Here is a 12,849-nt window from a genome sequence, read left to right as displayed (position 1 = left end):
CATAGACATCCATCGAACCCAGGGGGATTCGCTGATGGAGCACATCGACGTCGCCGTCATCGGCGGCGGCCAGTCCGGACTCGCCACCGCCCACGCACTGCTGCGGCGCGGACTGCGGCCGGTGGTGCTGGAGGCATCCGACCGTGCGGCCGGGTCGTGGCCGCACTACTACGACAGCCTCACGCTGTTCTCCCCCGCCCGGTACAGCTCCCTGCCCGGGATGCTGTTCCCCGGCGCCGACCGCGACCGCTACCCGCACCGCGACGAGGTCGTCGCCTACCTCACCGCCTACGCCGGCCGCCTGGACGCCGACATCCGCACCGGCAGCCGCGTCACCGCGGTCCGCAGTACCGGCGACGGCTTCGCAGTGGAACTGGAGGGCGGCGGCCAGCTGTCCGCGCAGGCCATCGTGGCGGCCTCCGGGACATTCGGGCACCCGCACCGGCCCGCACTGCCGGGCCTGGAGGAGTTCACCGGGCAGGTGCTGCACGCCGCCGACTACCGCAGCCCGGCCCCCTTCGCCGGCCGCCGGGTGGTCGTGGTCGGGGCCGGGAACTCCGCCGTGCAGATCGCCGCCGAGCTCGCCGAGACGGCACGGGTCACACTCGCCACCCGCGGGCCGGTGAAGTTCACAGCCCAGCGCATCCTCGGCCGCGACCTGCACTTCTGGACGACCCGTACCGGCCTGGACACCGCGCCCCTCGGCCGGTTCCTTGCGTGCCCGCCGGCACAGCCGGTCCTTGACGACGGCCGCTACCGGGCCGCCCTGGCCGCAAGTCGACCCGACTGGCGGCCGCTGTTCACCGGCGCCGACGGGGCCAAGCTCGTCTGGCCGGACGGAAGCCGGGAGGAGGTCGACGCGATCGTGCTCGCCACCGGCTACCGCCCCGACCTGCCCTACCTCACCGGCCTCGACGGCGCTCTCGACGCCGACCGGAACCCCCAACACCGCGAGGGCCTCGCCACCGGTGTGCCGGGTCTAGCGTTCGTCGGGCTGGAATGGCAGCGCAGCCTGTCGTCGAACTCCCTGCGCGGCGTGGGCCGGGACGCGGAACGGATCGCCCGACGCCTGGCCGCCCACCTCGCACGCCGGTGACGGACTCCCGCACTAGTTCGACATGTGTCAACATAGACGCATGTCGAATGCCAAGGCGCTGCCGCTGCTCGAAGCCGACGGACAGGGTGTGGCGCCGTGCTGCCCGCCGCTGACCGAGCGCCCGATGACCGCCGAGGAGGCCGAGACGGCGGCGCGGATGTTCAAGGCGCTCGGTGACCCGGTCCGGCTGCGGCTGTTCTCCGCCGTGGCCTCGCACGAGGGCGGGGAGGCGTGCGTGTGCGATATCTCCGACGTTGGCGTCTCCCAGCCCACGGTGTCCCACCACCTGAAGAAGCTGAAGGAGGCCGGGCTGCTCACCTCCGAGCGGCGCGGTACCTGGGTGTACTACCGGGTCGAGCCGTCGGTGCTCGCCGCGATGGGCCAGCTGCTGACCATGCCGGCCGCAGCCTGAGCGTGATGAGAGGGGGGACGTTGTGGGGAGTGGATCTGTGAGCGCGGTGATCGTGCCGCTGGAACCGGAGCACGCCAGGCAGGTGCTTGCCATCTATCAGGCGGGGATCGACGAGGGGAACGCCACCTTCGAGACCGTCGCACCCGTCTGGGAGGCATTCGACGCCGCGAAGCTGCCCGAGCACCGCTTCGCCGCCCTCGACGTGGACGGAACGGTGCTGGGCTGGGTGGCCGCGAGCCGGGTCTCCGACCGGTGCGCCTACGCGGGCGTGGTGGAGCACTCCGTCTACGTCCACCCCGCCGCCCGCGGTCGCGGCGTCGCCTCCGCCCTGCTCAAGGCTCTGGTCGATTCCACTGAACGAGCGGGGATCTGGACGATCCAGTCGGGGATCTTCCCCGAGAACACCGCCAGCCTCGCTGTTCACCAACGGGCCGGCTTTCGTGTCATCGGCACGCGGGAGCGGATCGGGCGCCATCACGGCGTCTGGCGCGACGTCGTCCTCGTCGAGCGCCGCAGCCCCACCATCACCTGACCGGTCACGACAGCTGTGTGATCGCGCGGGCGGCGTCGCGGGCCGGGCGGCCGACTCCGATGAGGGTGGCCGAGGCCGGTCCGGTCCAGTCGCCATAACCGAGCAGGTGCAACCGCGGCTCACCGAGGGCGCGCGTGCCGTCGGTGGAGATGTGCCCGCGCGGACCCCGCAGGTTCAGCGGGGCAAGGTGGGCCAGGGCCGGGCGGAAGCCGGTGCACCAGATCACCGCGTCCGCGTCGCTCTGGCTGCCGTCAGCCCACCGGACACCGGTTGCCGTGAGCTGGGCGAACATCGGCTTCGCGGTGAGGAGCCCGGCGTCGTGGGCCGCGCGGACGGGCGGCACGGCCACGATGTCGCCGAGGGAGGCGACGCCGCCGGTGTCGCTGCGGCCGGCGTCCAGGGCGCGGCGGCGGGCGGTGGCGACATCGAACAGGGCACGGCCGTCGATGTCGTCGGGGAGGAAACGCGGTGGGCGCTGGGTCACCCACGTCACCTCGACGTGGCCGTCCAGGGCGAGGTCGGCGGCGATCTGGGCGCCGGAGTTCCCGCCGCCGACCACGATCACGCGCCGTCCAGCGAAGTCCGCCGGCGAACGGTAGTTCACCGTGTGCAGCTGCCGCCCGGTGAAGACGCTGCGGCCGGGGACAGCAGGGATGAACGGCCGCGACCAGCTGCCGGTGGCGCTGATGACCGCACGGGCCCGCCACGTCGCGGAGTCCGCTTCGACCAGGAGGCGGTCCGCGTCACGGCGTACGGCGTCCACGCGGGTGCCGTGCTGAACAGGCAGGTCGTAGCGCTTCTCGTAGTCGGCGAGGTAGTCCACCACGTGCCCGGCGCCCGGGTAGGTCTCGCCCGCCTGGGCGGGCATGAGGCGGCCGGGCAGGGAGGAGTGCTCGGCCGGGGAGAACAGGTGCAGCGAGTCCCACATGTGCTGCCAGGCCCCGCCTGGAGCCGGATCGGCGTCCAGGATGACGAAGTCGAGGCCCTGGCGGTGCAGGTGGTAGGCGGCGGCGAGCCCTGCCTGGCCGCCGCCGACCACCACCACATCCGTCTGCTGCGTCACGGCGCCGTCGTCACCGCGTCGGCGGCGAACTTCTTGCGCCAGGCGAGCGCGACGTAGACCAGGCCGATCAGCACTGGGACCTCGATGAGCGGGCCGACGACCCCGGACAGGGCCTGGCCGGAGGTGACGCCGAAGGTGGCGATGGCGACCGCGATGGCCAGCTCGAAGTTGTTGCCCGCCGCGGTGAAGGCCAGCGTCGTGGTGCGGTCGTAGGCCAGGCCCAGTCCCTTGCCAAGGAGGAAGGTGCCGAAGAACATCACGGCGAAGTAGACCAGCAGCGGCAGCGCGATCCGGGCGACGTCCAGCGGCTGCGAGGTGATGGTCTTCCCCTGGAGGGCGAAGAGGATGACGATCGTGAACAGCAGGCCGTACAACGCCCACGGGCCGATCTTCGGAAGGAACTTCGCCTCGTAGTTCTCGCGGCCCAGCTTCTGCTCGCCGATGCGGCGGGTGAGGAAGCCGGCCAGCAGCGGGATGCCGAGGAAGATGATGACGTTCAGCGCGATGTGCCAGACGGACACGTCCAGGCCCTGGCCGTCGCCGAGGTTCATCCAGCGGGGCAGCAGGTCGAGGTAGAACCAGCCCAGCAGACCGAACGCGAGGACCTGGAACACCGAGTTCAGGGCGACAAGGACGGCGGCGGCCTCCCGGTCGCCGCAGGCGAGGTCGTTCCAGATGATCACCATGGCGATACAGCGGGCAAGTCCCACGATGATCAGGCCGGTGCGGTACTCGGGCAGGTCCGGCAGGAAGATCCACGCGAGCGCGAACATCACCGCCGGGCCGACGATCCAGTTGATGACCAGCGAGGAGGCCATCAGCTTCCTGTCGCCGGTGACGGCGTCGAGCCGGTCGTAGCGGACCTTCGCCAGGACCGGATACATCATCACGAGCAGACCGAGCGCGATCGGCAGGGAGATCCCGCCGATCTCGATCTTCGCGAGCGCGTCGTTCATCCCCGGGACAATCCGGCCCAGGCCCAGACCGACGGCCATGGCGAGCAGGATCCACACCGCGAGGTAGCGGTCGAGGGTGGAGAGCTTCTTGACGATCGAGTCGTCCCCGGCTGGGCCGGCGCCCTGGGTGCGGGCGGTGGTGGGCTCGGTGGAGGTCACGGGCAGGCCCTCTTGTTCTCGGCGGCGGTGCGGGCGGAGGCGGCGAGTTCAGCGAGCTGCTCGGATAGGCCGGCCAGGACCTCGGGCTTGAGCTTGTAGTAGATGAAGCGGCCGCACGGCTCGGTCTCCACCAGCCCGGCCTCGCGCAGCACCTTCATGTGGTTGGACAGGTTGGTCTGCTTGGCTCCGGTCTCCTCGACCAGGTGCGTCGTGCAGAGCGTCTCGCGCGCCAGCAGGGTCACGATCTGGAGGCGGAGCGGATCGCCCAGCACCCGGATCACATCAGGATCGACTGAAGTCAGCATGCACTGATACTCTCACATCACCACTCGCTGATACCAGCGGGGACTGAAGTCATCGGCGGCTGGGTTCCGCCATGCGACGAGAGAGAACGATCACCATGGCCGACAAGCCGTCCGTCCTGTTCGTCTGCGTCCACAACGCCGGCCGCTCCCAGATGGCCGCCGCCTGGCTGACTCACCTGGCCGGAGACCGCGTCGAGGTCCGTTCCGCCGGCTCCAACCCGGGTGCCGCCGTGAACCCGGCCGCCGTCGAGGCCATGGCCGAGGTCGGCATCGACATCTCCAAGGAGACGCCGAAGATCCTCACCGTCGACGCGGTCCGCGAGTCGGACGTCTGCATCACCATGGGCTGCGGCGACACCTGCCCCGTCTTCCCCGGCAAGCGCTACCTCGACTGGAAGCTCGAGGACCCGGCCGGCCAGGGCGTCGAGGCCGTCCGCCCGATCCGCGACGAGATCAAGACCCTCGTCGAGGGCCTGATCGCCGAGATCGCCCCGGCGAAGCCGGAGGCGACGGCGTGAGCGAGATACGCGAGGTCGTCATCATCGGCTCCGGCCCCGCCGGATACACCGCCGCCCTCTACACCGCACGCGCCCAGCTGCGGCCCCTGCTCTTCGGCAGCAGCATCTTCGTCGGCGGTTCACTCACGACCACCACCGAGGTCGAGAACTTCCCCGGCTTCCCCGACGGCGTCGACGGGCCGGTCCTGATGGAGAACATGCGGGCCCAGGCCGAGAAGTTCGGTGCCGAGATGATCGACGACGACATCGTCGGAGTGGACCTCACCGGCGACATCAAGCTCCTCACCGACTCCGCCGGCACCGTCCACCGCGCGAAGACGGTGATCATCGCCACCGGTTCCGGCTACCGCAAGCTCGGCCTGCCGCAGGAGGAAGAGCTGTCCGGCCGGGGCGTGTCCTGGTGCGCGACCTGCGACGGGTTCTTCTTCCGTGACCGGGACATCGTCGTGGTCGGCGGCGGCGACACTGCCATGGAGGAAGCCACCTTCCTCACCCGCTTCGCCAAGTCGGTCACCGTCGTCCACCGACGCTCCACCCTGCGCGCCTCCAAGGTCATGCAGGACCGGGCCTTCGCGGACGACAAGATCTCCTTCGCCTTCGACAGCGAGATCGCCGAGATCAAGGAGACGAACGGCATGCTCGGCGGCGTCGTCCTGCGCGACGTCTTCACCGGCGCCACCCGCGACTTGGACGTCACGGGGCTGTTCATTGCCATCGGCCACGACCCGCGCACCGAGCTGTTCGCCGGCCAGCTCGACCTTGATGGCGAGGGCTACATCACCGTCGCCGCCCCGACGACGCGTACCAGCCTGCCGGGGGTGTTCGCCGCCGGCGACGTCGTCGACCACACCTACCGCCAGGCCATCACCGCCGCCGGCACCGGCGCGGCCGCGGCCCTGGACGCCGAGCGGTACCTCGCCGCTCGCAGTGCCCGGGACACTGACGAGAACACTGCCGCCCTCGTGGTCTGAATCCCGGCCCCGGCATCTCCACCGACCCCCGCAAGGAGCTCTGAGCTGCGGCTTGACCGGCCGGTTTACCCCTCCTGGCGTGCCGCGCGTGCCGCGTCCAAGAGGGCGATCAGGTGCTTCGCCTCCCGGATGAGAGATTGGCCGCGGGGCGTCACTCGGACCGGCCGCTTGCGGTGGTTGAATACGGCGAATCCGGCGCCGTCCTCCACCAGGCGAAGGTGGGCGTTGAACGTCGTCCGGGGGATGCCGAGGGTGAGGGCTGCCGAGCGGCGCGTGGGGTATCCCGGCACCAGCACCGCGCTCCGCAGGGCCGTCAGACTGTTCTGGCGGATGCTGATGCGGTGCATGGCCGGCGAGAGCGTCACCGGCAGATCAGCGAACGGATTCGGGTGGACGCGCGGCGGAGGGACGTGACCGCGCAGGGGATGCCGAGGGATCCCCCATGCGTCGAGGAGGTTGGTGATGCTGCCTCCGCCGGTGTTGAGCTCCCGCGCGATGTCCGCGGCCGTGCGCCCTTTGACGTGGTACTCGATTCTGAGCCAGTCGGGGTCGACGGACCGGGCGAGTTCTCCGGCCGCGCGGCGCGGCCGGAGCGGGATTCCGGCCTCCCTCAAGGAGTAGCGGACGATGCCGGGGCTGCAGCCGGCGAGCTCGGCGATGTCCTTCTGCTGCATCCCCCGGTGTTCGTAGAGGTGGCGCAGGCGATCGGGCGCAAGGTTCCCTTTCCGGGGAGTGGGGTGCCCTGGCCCTCGGGGTTTGGGCGGTTTCGGGGCGCTGATCCCTTGGCTCTCCAGCAGCAGCCGCAGTTGGTGCATCGTGAGGCCGAGTTCCTTGGCCACCTCGCCGGCGGCCGGCCCCGGGGCTAGGAGCGCGGCCAGGCGGTCCGTGGTGATGCCCAGCGGGGCGACGGGCAGCACGGTGCCGTCGAGCCAGTCGTCGGGCGGCTCCCACCACACCGGTTCGTTGATCCCGTGGGCCGCGAGGGTGGCAGCGGCCTGATCGTCGAAGAAGGCACGAAGATCGGGATGCAGCCGGTAGGTGAAGCGGTGAGCCCAGGCGGGTGGGTGGTTGCCTCGGTAGGGCTCGGCCCCCAGCAGCAGGCGGCGCACCTGCCAGCGGGCCCGCTCCTGATGTACCGGTGTGAACTGGCGGCTGCCGAAGCTGCGGCAGATCTCACGGTGCCGCCTCTCGTCGAGGGCCAGCTCGACGCTCTCGTCGGCGAACAGATTGCGTCGGCGGGCGTAGTCGATGGGGATGGTGTGCGCGTCGACGACGTGCGCGAAGTGCGCCAGCGCGCTGGCGATGTGGTCCGCGTCCACGAAGGCCAGCAGGGCCTCCTGCTGGCTGCGGAAGTGGCTGTTGCCCATGAGCCGGGTGGCCTGCCGATGCCCGATCGGGCCGCCGGGGATCAGCATCAGGTTCACGCAGGCGCGACGCATGCCGCCGATCCGCGGTTGGTGCGCGGACTTGGCCGGCAGCAGCCGCAGCATCCAGGACGCCCAGAGCATCCCGGGCAGTTTCGCTGCCCGCTGGCTCACCTGTTCTTCGGTCAGCGCGGGAGCCGCGGGATCGGGGGTCGCCGTCCTGTAGCGCAGCCGGGCCTTGAGGGTGAGCTGTGGGTCCGAGGCTTTGAGGATCCGCGAGATCACGCGTGCTCCGGCCGGCCTCCAGTTCCCCAGGTCCGAGGTGGGATGATCGCGGGGGACGCCGATGGGCTGCCCGTGGCCGCGGTGCAGCCACGCGAACAGCTCGTCGCAGGCGGGGTGTTCCAGGTCTGTCGCGATGACGGCCAGGGCCGTGCCGACGGCGATGTACTGCGTGTCGTGTACTTCGTGCGTGGCGGCGACCCGGGGTGTGGTCCCGCCGCACTCCGCGAGGACCTCATGGACCACCGGTGGCGCCAGGTCGAGCTGCGCGTGGATGCCGCGCAGGGCCCGCCGGCCCAGGAACGACAGCTCGCCACTGCGCTGGCGTGACGCGGCGCCGTGGTGGTCGGCGAGCACGGAGATGTCGACCGCGTGCTGGGCCACGAGGACCGACCCGTCCGTGGGCAGGCGGACCGCCGGCGCCTGGGCAAGGGGAAAGTCGCAGCGGACGTCCTGGCCCCGCTGAATGATCCAGGACCGGCAGGTCTCCGGCCGCGGCACGACGCGGTGCCGGCCGCGGGTGGCCACGGGCGGGGCGTTCCCGCACTGGGGGCACTGGTCGAGCAGCAGCAGTTCGTGCCGGGTGCAGGCGAAAGCCCAGCCGAGGCGCCAGCGCACCTGCCACCGCGTCTGCTCCTCCCGAAGGCAGGCCGGGCAGTAGCGGGACGTCGTGCCGTAGTGCCGCCAGGCGGGCGGACACCTAAGGCGCCGCGATACCGGGTCGATGCGCACGAGGGAGCCGTCGTACGGCTCCAGGGTCATCGCCCTCAGCTGCTCGGCGCCGATCCCGGTGCGGCGCTGAAGCACGTCGCGTTCGTCGTCGGTGAGGCGGCGGACCATCGTGCGCGCGGACGAGTGCGGCAGGCCGAGATAGTCGACGAAGTCCAAGGTGTTGATCCGAAGCCGCTGGGCGTACCGCTCCAGCCAGCTGTCCAGAGCCTCCCCCGGGGCGGGCGCCACGGCGATGGGGATGCGCTCGTCACTCCAGCCCGTCATGCCGACTTCCTTGGCCGTCGCGGGTCCAGGGTAGGCCGCGTGGTCTTGAGACCTGCCTTGAGCTCGGCTTCGAGTTCCTTGCGCGCCTCCTCGGCTGCGGCGTCGTTCTTCACCTGGTTCATCAGTTCCTTGTCCAGGCGCTCGTGCCCGCCTCGGATCGCGCGCAGGCAGCCGCGGTTGATGAGCGACATCAGCGATGCGAAGTGCCCGGTGGAGCGGGCGAAGAGGTAGTCCGAGAGGTCCTCGGCGAGCATGCCGGGGTACTTCTCGGCCAGGACGAGTTTCTGTTCGATCGTCTTGAGCAGTCGGTGCCACTGCAGGCGGCTCTCGTCGTCATCGACCTGGAAGGGCGGCAGCGTCAGCGCCGTGGTGCGGCGCCCGAACTGGGCGAGCGGGCTCTCCTTCGGCGAGAAGCCTTCATGGAGGATGCCGCGTTCCTGGACTCCGACGCCGACGTAGATCAGGGTGACGGGGAAGACGTTGGAGAGGTACTTGAGCTGGTTGGCCATGCGGACCGAGTTGGACTTCGAGCCGGCCAGGAAGTGGATGTCGTCGATGATCATGGCGACGGTCTTCATCGACAGCACCGCGTCCACGGCCCGCTCGGCCAGGGTGTCGGCATCTCCCTTGACGGGCAGCCCGTAGAACCGGCAGATCGCCGCGTTCAGGCCGCGGATCTGTGTGTTGCCGCTCAGCGCGATGTAGATGACGGGCACCCTGCGGGCACCGGCCGGAGTGGTGTCCCCGCGCAGGTTGACCTGTCGTTTGAACAGGTCGCAGCCATATGCGCGCACCGCCGTGCTCTTGCCGAGCCCTGGGTGGGCGTCCACCAGGGCTGCCGGTTTCGTCTTGTTGCCGTCCTGCCGGTTCGACTCCACGATCTCGCGCAAGTCCGCGTGGAGCGCCAGCAGCTGCGGGGTGTCGATCGGGCCGATGTTGGCGTGCCAGACCTCCCGGTTGTCGTTGTGGACCGAGAGCGCTCGCGGCGACAGGTCTGCGAGCTGGGACCGGCTCAGCTGCTCGGGCCGGATCCGGTCAGGACCGTAGACCTCCTGCAGCCATCCGGGCAGCCGGGTCGGGCTGTACTGGCGGTCGTCGCCCTCGAACGGCTCGGCGTCCTCGGCGCCGCCCGCCGTGCTCAACGGCTCTCCCAGACGTCGGCGTAGTAGTCGTCCTCGTCGATCGCGGCGCCGTTCTCGTCGCCCGGGAAGGCGGCTTCCAGCTCGTCGTCCTCGTCATCGTCCCCACCCGGCACCTCGCTCGCGCCCTCGACGACCCGCAGGTCCGGGACTTGCGTCTCCTCTGCGCCGGCCCCGGGCCCGCCGGCGGCTGCCACCTTCCGCAGGGACGGGAGAGAGGCGACGACGTCGGTCGCGTCGGGCGCCTCGTCGTTGCCGACCATGCGCAGTCGCTCCTGGGACAGCCGAACCGCCATGCGCCGCTCGGTGCGATCCCGCGTCAGCCCCGCACCCCACCGCTCCAGCAGCTCGACCAGCGCGCGCTTGGTGTCCGGGAACCGGTCCTTCTGCTTTGCGAGCCGACGGGCGTACGCAAGGGCCTCCCGGCTCACCGGCATGCCCAGAGCAGCGGCGTGCTCCCAGTTGAGGACGTGCCACTCCCGCGTCTGCGGGTCCTGGAAGTACGCCTTGGTGATGTCGCCGGAGTCGATGGCGATCGGCCACTTCCCCGCGTCCACGCCCCGGTACGGGCTGGGCTGGTTGCGGTGGCCGTCGAGCCCCACGCCGTTGTAGCGCAGGCCGTCGATGTCCACGCCGTAGTGGTGGATCGGGACGCGGAACTCTTCGAGGAAGTCCAGGGCGAGATGGGGACGCAGCGGAATCCGCAGCGGGCCGGCGCGCGTGACGCCGTGCTCGAACATCTCCAACGGGCTCAGCTTCAGCCCCGGCACCTCCGGGATGCACAACCCGCGGTGGCGGCGCCGGTGATACACCATGGTGATCCAATCCCGGATGACCGCTTCGAGCTCATCGAGGAAGAAGAACGCCTCGTCCTCGACCTTCTCTCCCCGGCTGTGCACGTCGGAGCCCTTGTAGCCGGGCAGCGCTGCCAACAGGCCCTGGTTCAGAGTCCGAAACCAGCGCTCGACCGGCTTGTCGGTCGGGGTCTTCGGGCGAGCGGGCTGAAGCGAGATCCGCAGCTTCGCGCAGACGCTCTTGATGTGGTTCGACAGGTAGACCTTGCCGTGGTCGAAGATGATCGTTTCCGTGGCGACCGTCGGCAGCAGCGGCTGTCCGTCCCGGTCCACCAGCTTCTCCGCGTCGACCACCACGGTGGACGGCACCCCGGCGTACGGCAACGGCTCCCCTCCGCCGGCACGGGCCTCGCGCGGACGCACCGTCTCGTACAACACCCCTGCGACATCGACGGACTTCGTCGAGACTGGAGTCAGCCGCAGGCCCACGATGCACCTGCTGTAGAGATCCATGGCGACGGTGAGCTCGCACCGGACCCACCGGCAGGTCAGCGGCTCCATCGCGAAGACGTCCAGGCTGTTGGTGTCCAGGACCACGTACTCGCCCGGCCGAGTGGCACGCAGGCGGCCGTACGTGCCCTGCGGGGCGTCCGCGATTGACCGCTTGCCCTTGGTGCTCCCCTCGAACGCGTTGGTCCCCTTGGCCAGCTGCCGCAGCAACTCGTAGCCCATCGTGCTCGCCGGCAGCGGCACCGCGCCTTCCCCGTGCTTCTTGACCAGCCGTTCCTCGATCTCAGCGAGGATCAGCCCGCGCACAGGACGGCTCGCCTTGACGTGCGCCTTCAAGACCTCCTCGGCCATCTCCACCCAGCGGTGATCCGCCCGCTCCACCACGCTGCGCACGGGGCGGTCGACCACGAGCCCGGCCGGGCCCGACTTCTTGAACGCCGCCGTCCACCGGCGGATCGTGCTGACCCCGACGCCGAGCTCAGCGGCCTTGACGGCGTAGCGGTGCAGCAGCGGCTTGCCCGGCGCGAAGTCCGCCCGCGGCTCTCCGTCGAGTGCCAGCGCAGCGTCGCCGAGCCGGTATCCGGTCAGGACCTCCTGGAGGTGCTGGACCTTCACGGTCAGCTCGTCGTCCTCCTCGTCGGCCAAGCCGCTCAGCAGGGCCGCGGAAGCCGTCGCCTCTTCCGGGACCGGCTCCAGGATCTCGGTGGTGGGATGGGCGAGCAAGACGGAGATGTCGACCTGCCGCAGCCTCGGCGGCCCGGCCAGCGCCGACTGGCGCAGGAGAATCCGTCGCCCCTCGATCTCCGCGACGGTGAACTGCTCACCGTCGAACCCGATCGGCAGACCTGGCCGCAGCGTCGTCGTCCACTGGTTCATCCGCGCCTCCGCAGTACGCACTCTCCCGACAGCGGCCTGGCCGCGAGGTCCGTGGTCAGCCGTCCCGCCCACAACAAGGCCATGAGCGGCGGACGGGCTTCTTCGGGCTCTCGGCCTCCGGCCAGTCGCCGCTCGGCGAGTGCCAGCTCCTCGCCGTCGACGACTTCCTGCCAGGCCCGTTCGACTGCGTCGGCGGGGACAACGCCGGGGTGCCGATAGGCGGCGAGGAATCTGATGTTCTCCAGCAGGGTCGGCTCGGCTCCCGACCAGATCTCGTACTCCCAGCCATGCCGCTCGATCAGGTGTCCCGGCCAGGCCAGCGCCTGCGCGACCTTGGGGTCCTGCAGGCGCGAGGCCGGCTTGACGTTGACGATGCGCACCGTCCCCGAGCGCATCACCAAGAGGAAGTCCGGAACATGGCTGCGTACCCTGCCGTCGACCTGCGCCACCATGCGCAAGGGCTGCGCGAAGATGCCGCACACCGAGGGATCGAAGTCGGCGAGCAGCAGACGGGCCAACTCCAGGCGGCTCTCATAGACCACCTGGCCGCCCGTCGTCGCCGAGGCGTAGTCGCCCGAGTAGTGCGCCATCCCGTGTACCGAACGAACCCGGCGCCACGGCTCGGACTCCTCGAAGTCCCTCAACCGCAGCAGGCTGAAGGGGACTTCACGAGTCGACCCGTCGGCGTACCGAATCGACGCCACAGGAGCGAGCAGCTTGCTGCGGCCCCTTCTCGGACGCTGTACGGCCATACTGGAAAGGTGCGAAGAGGATGCACCGCCCAAACCGGAAGATCGTTAACAGTCCCCAACTGACCGCTACTGAACGTTACCGCTGCCCATGATCACCCGGAAATGCTCGATCGGTGCTCATGAT

General features: G+C 70.2%; 12 protein-coding genes. 5 read left to right on the top strand and 7 right to left on the bottom strand.

Annotation, left to right across the window (positions count from 1 at the left end):
* Positions 1 to 34: 34 nt before the first annotated feature.
* Genes ACFZAT_RS08485 through ACFZAT_RS08475 form a run of 3 tightly spaced genes read left to right on the top strand, consistent with a single transcriptional unit; the run spans position 35 to position 2,040 of the window.
* Entirely contained in the window at positions 35 to 1,096 is a 1,062-nt protein-coding gene (locus tag ACFZAT_RS08485; RefSeq protein ID WP_391262744.1) for an FAD-dependent oxidoreductase, read from the top strand.
* A 40-nt stretch (positions 1,097 to 1,136) separates the two neighbouring features.
* Positions 1,137 to 1,508 (top strand): metalloregulator ArsR/SmtB family transcription factor, encoded by a 372-nt coding sequence (locus tag ACFZAT_RS08480; RefSeq protein WP_391262025.1) that lies wholly within the window; start codon positions 1,137 to 1,139, stop codon positions 1,506 to 1,508.
* 46 nt (positions 1,509 to 1,554) lie between these two features.
* Positions 1,555 to 2,040 (top strand): GNAT family N-acetyltransferase, encoded by a 486-nt coding sequence (locus tag ACFZAT_RS08475; RefSeq protein WP_391262742.1) that lies wholly within the window; start codon positions 1,555 to 1,557, stop codon positions 2,038 to 2,040.
* Between the two features lie 4 nt (positions 2,041 to 2,044).
* Here the strand turns inward: ACFZAT_RS08475 and ACFZAT_RS08470 are convergent, their stop codons facing one another.
* Genes ACFZAT_RS08470 through ACFZAT_RS08460 form a run of 3 tightly spaced genes read right to left on the bottom strand, consistent with a single transcriptional unit; the run spans position 2,045 to position 4,523 of the window.
* The gene (locus ACFZAT_RS08470; protein WP_391262022.1) at positions 2,045 to 3,103 is read right to left on the bottom strand and encodes an ArsO family NAD(P)H-dependent flavin-containing monooxygenase; all 1,059 of its coding nucleotides are present in this window, start codon (positions 3,101 to 3,103) and stop codon (positions 2,045 to 2,047) included.
* On the bottom strand, positions 3,100 to 4,218 hold the full coding sequence (gene arsB, locus ACFZAT_RS08465; protein WP_391262020.1) for an ACR3 family arsenite efflux transporter: 1,119 nt from the start codon (positions 4,216 to 4,218) through the stop codon (positions 3,100 to 3,102). Before arsB ends, ACFZAT_RS08470 begins: the two co-directional genes overlap by 4 nt.
* Complete coding sequence (locus ACFZAT_RS08460) at positions 4,215 to 4,523, bottom strand: metalloregulator ArsR/SmtB family transcription factor (protein WP_391262017.1); 309 nt, start codon at positions 4,521 to 4,523, stop codon at positions 4,215 to 4,217. The genes arsB and ACFZAT_RS08460 overlap by 4 nt, the downstream gene beginning before the upstream one ends.
* A 95-nt stretch (positions 4,524 to 4,618) precedes the next feature.
* Between ACFZAT_RS08460 and ACFZAT_RS08455 the strand changes: the two genes are divergently transcribed.
* Together ACFZAT_RS08455 and trxB are read left to right on the top strand one after the other, a co-directional pair.
* The gene (locus ACFZAT_RS08455; RefSeq protein WP_391262740.1) at positions 4,619 to 5,041 is read left to right on the top strand and encodes an arsenate reductase ArsC; all 423 of its coding nucleotides are present in this window, start codon (positions 4,619 to 4,621) and stop codon (positions 5,039 to 5,041) included.
* The gene (gene trxB, locus ACFZAT_RS08450; protein ID WP_391262015.1) at positions 5,038 to 6,012 is read left to right on the top strand and encodes a thioredoxin-disulfide reductase; all 975 of its coding nucleotides are present in this window, start codon (positions 5,038 to 5,040) and stop codon (positions 6,010 to 6,012) included. The genes ACFZAT_RS08455 and trxB overlap by 4 nt, the downstream gene beginning before the upstream one ends.
* Before the next feature lie 65 nt (positions 6,013 to 6,077).
* Here trxB and ACFZAT_RS08445 read toward each other — a convergent pair whose 3' ends face one another.
* Genes ACFZAT_RS08445 through ACFZAT_RS08430 form a run of 4 tightly spaced genes read right to left on the bottom strand, consistent with a single transcriptional unit; the run spans position 6,078 to position 12,725 of the window.
* Positions 6,078 to 8,654, bottom strand: coding sequence for a TniQ family protein (locus tag ACFZAT_RS08445; RefSeq protein ID WP_391262012.1), 2,577 nt, complete (start codon positions 8,652 to 8,654; stop codon positions 6,078 to 6,080).
* Entirely contained in the window at positions 8,651 to 9,796 is a 1,146-nt protein-coding gene (locus ACFZAT_RS08440) for an AAA family ATPase (protein ID WP_391262009.1), read from the bottom strand. The genes ACFZAT_RS08445 and ACFZAT_RS08440 overlap by 4 nt, the downstream gene beginning before the upstream one ends.
* Entirely contained in the window at positions 9,793 to 11,973 is a 2,181-nt protein-coding gene (locus tag ACFZAT_RS08435) for an integrase (protein WP_391262006.1), read from the bottom strand. The genes ACFZAT_RS08440 and ACFZAT_RS08435 overlap by 4 nt, the downstream gene beginning before the upstream one ends.
* Positions 11,970 to 12,725: a TnsA-like heteromeric transposase endonuclease subunit gene (locus tag ACFZAT_RS08430; RefSeq protein ID WP_391262003.1), complete on the bottom strand. Its 756-nt coding sequence runs from the start codon at positions 12,723 to 12,725 to the stop codon at positions 11,970 to 11,972. Before ACFZAT_RS08430 ends, ACFZAT_RS08435 begins: the two co-directional genes overlap by 4 nt.
* Positions 12,726 to 12,849: the final 124 nt, after the last annotated feature.

This window comes from Streptomyces sp. NPDC008163 (assembly GCF_042956885.1).
GTDB lineage: Bacteria > Actinomycetota > Actinomycetes > Streptomycetales > Streptomycetaceae > Streptomyces > Streptomyces drozdowiczii_A.
This window is presented reverse-complemented; position numbering and strand designations above follow the sequence as displayed.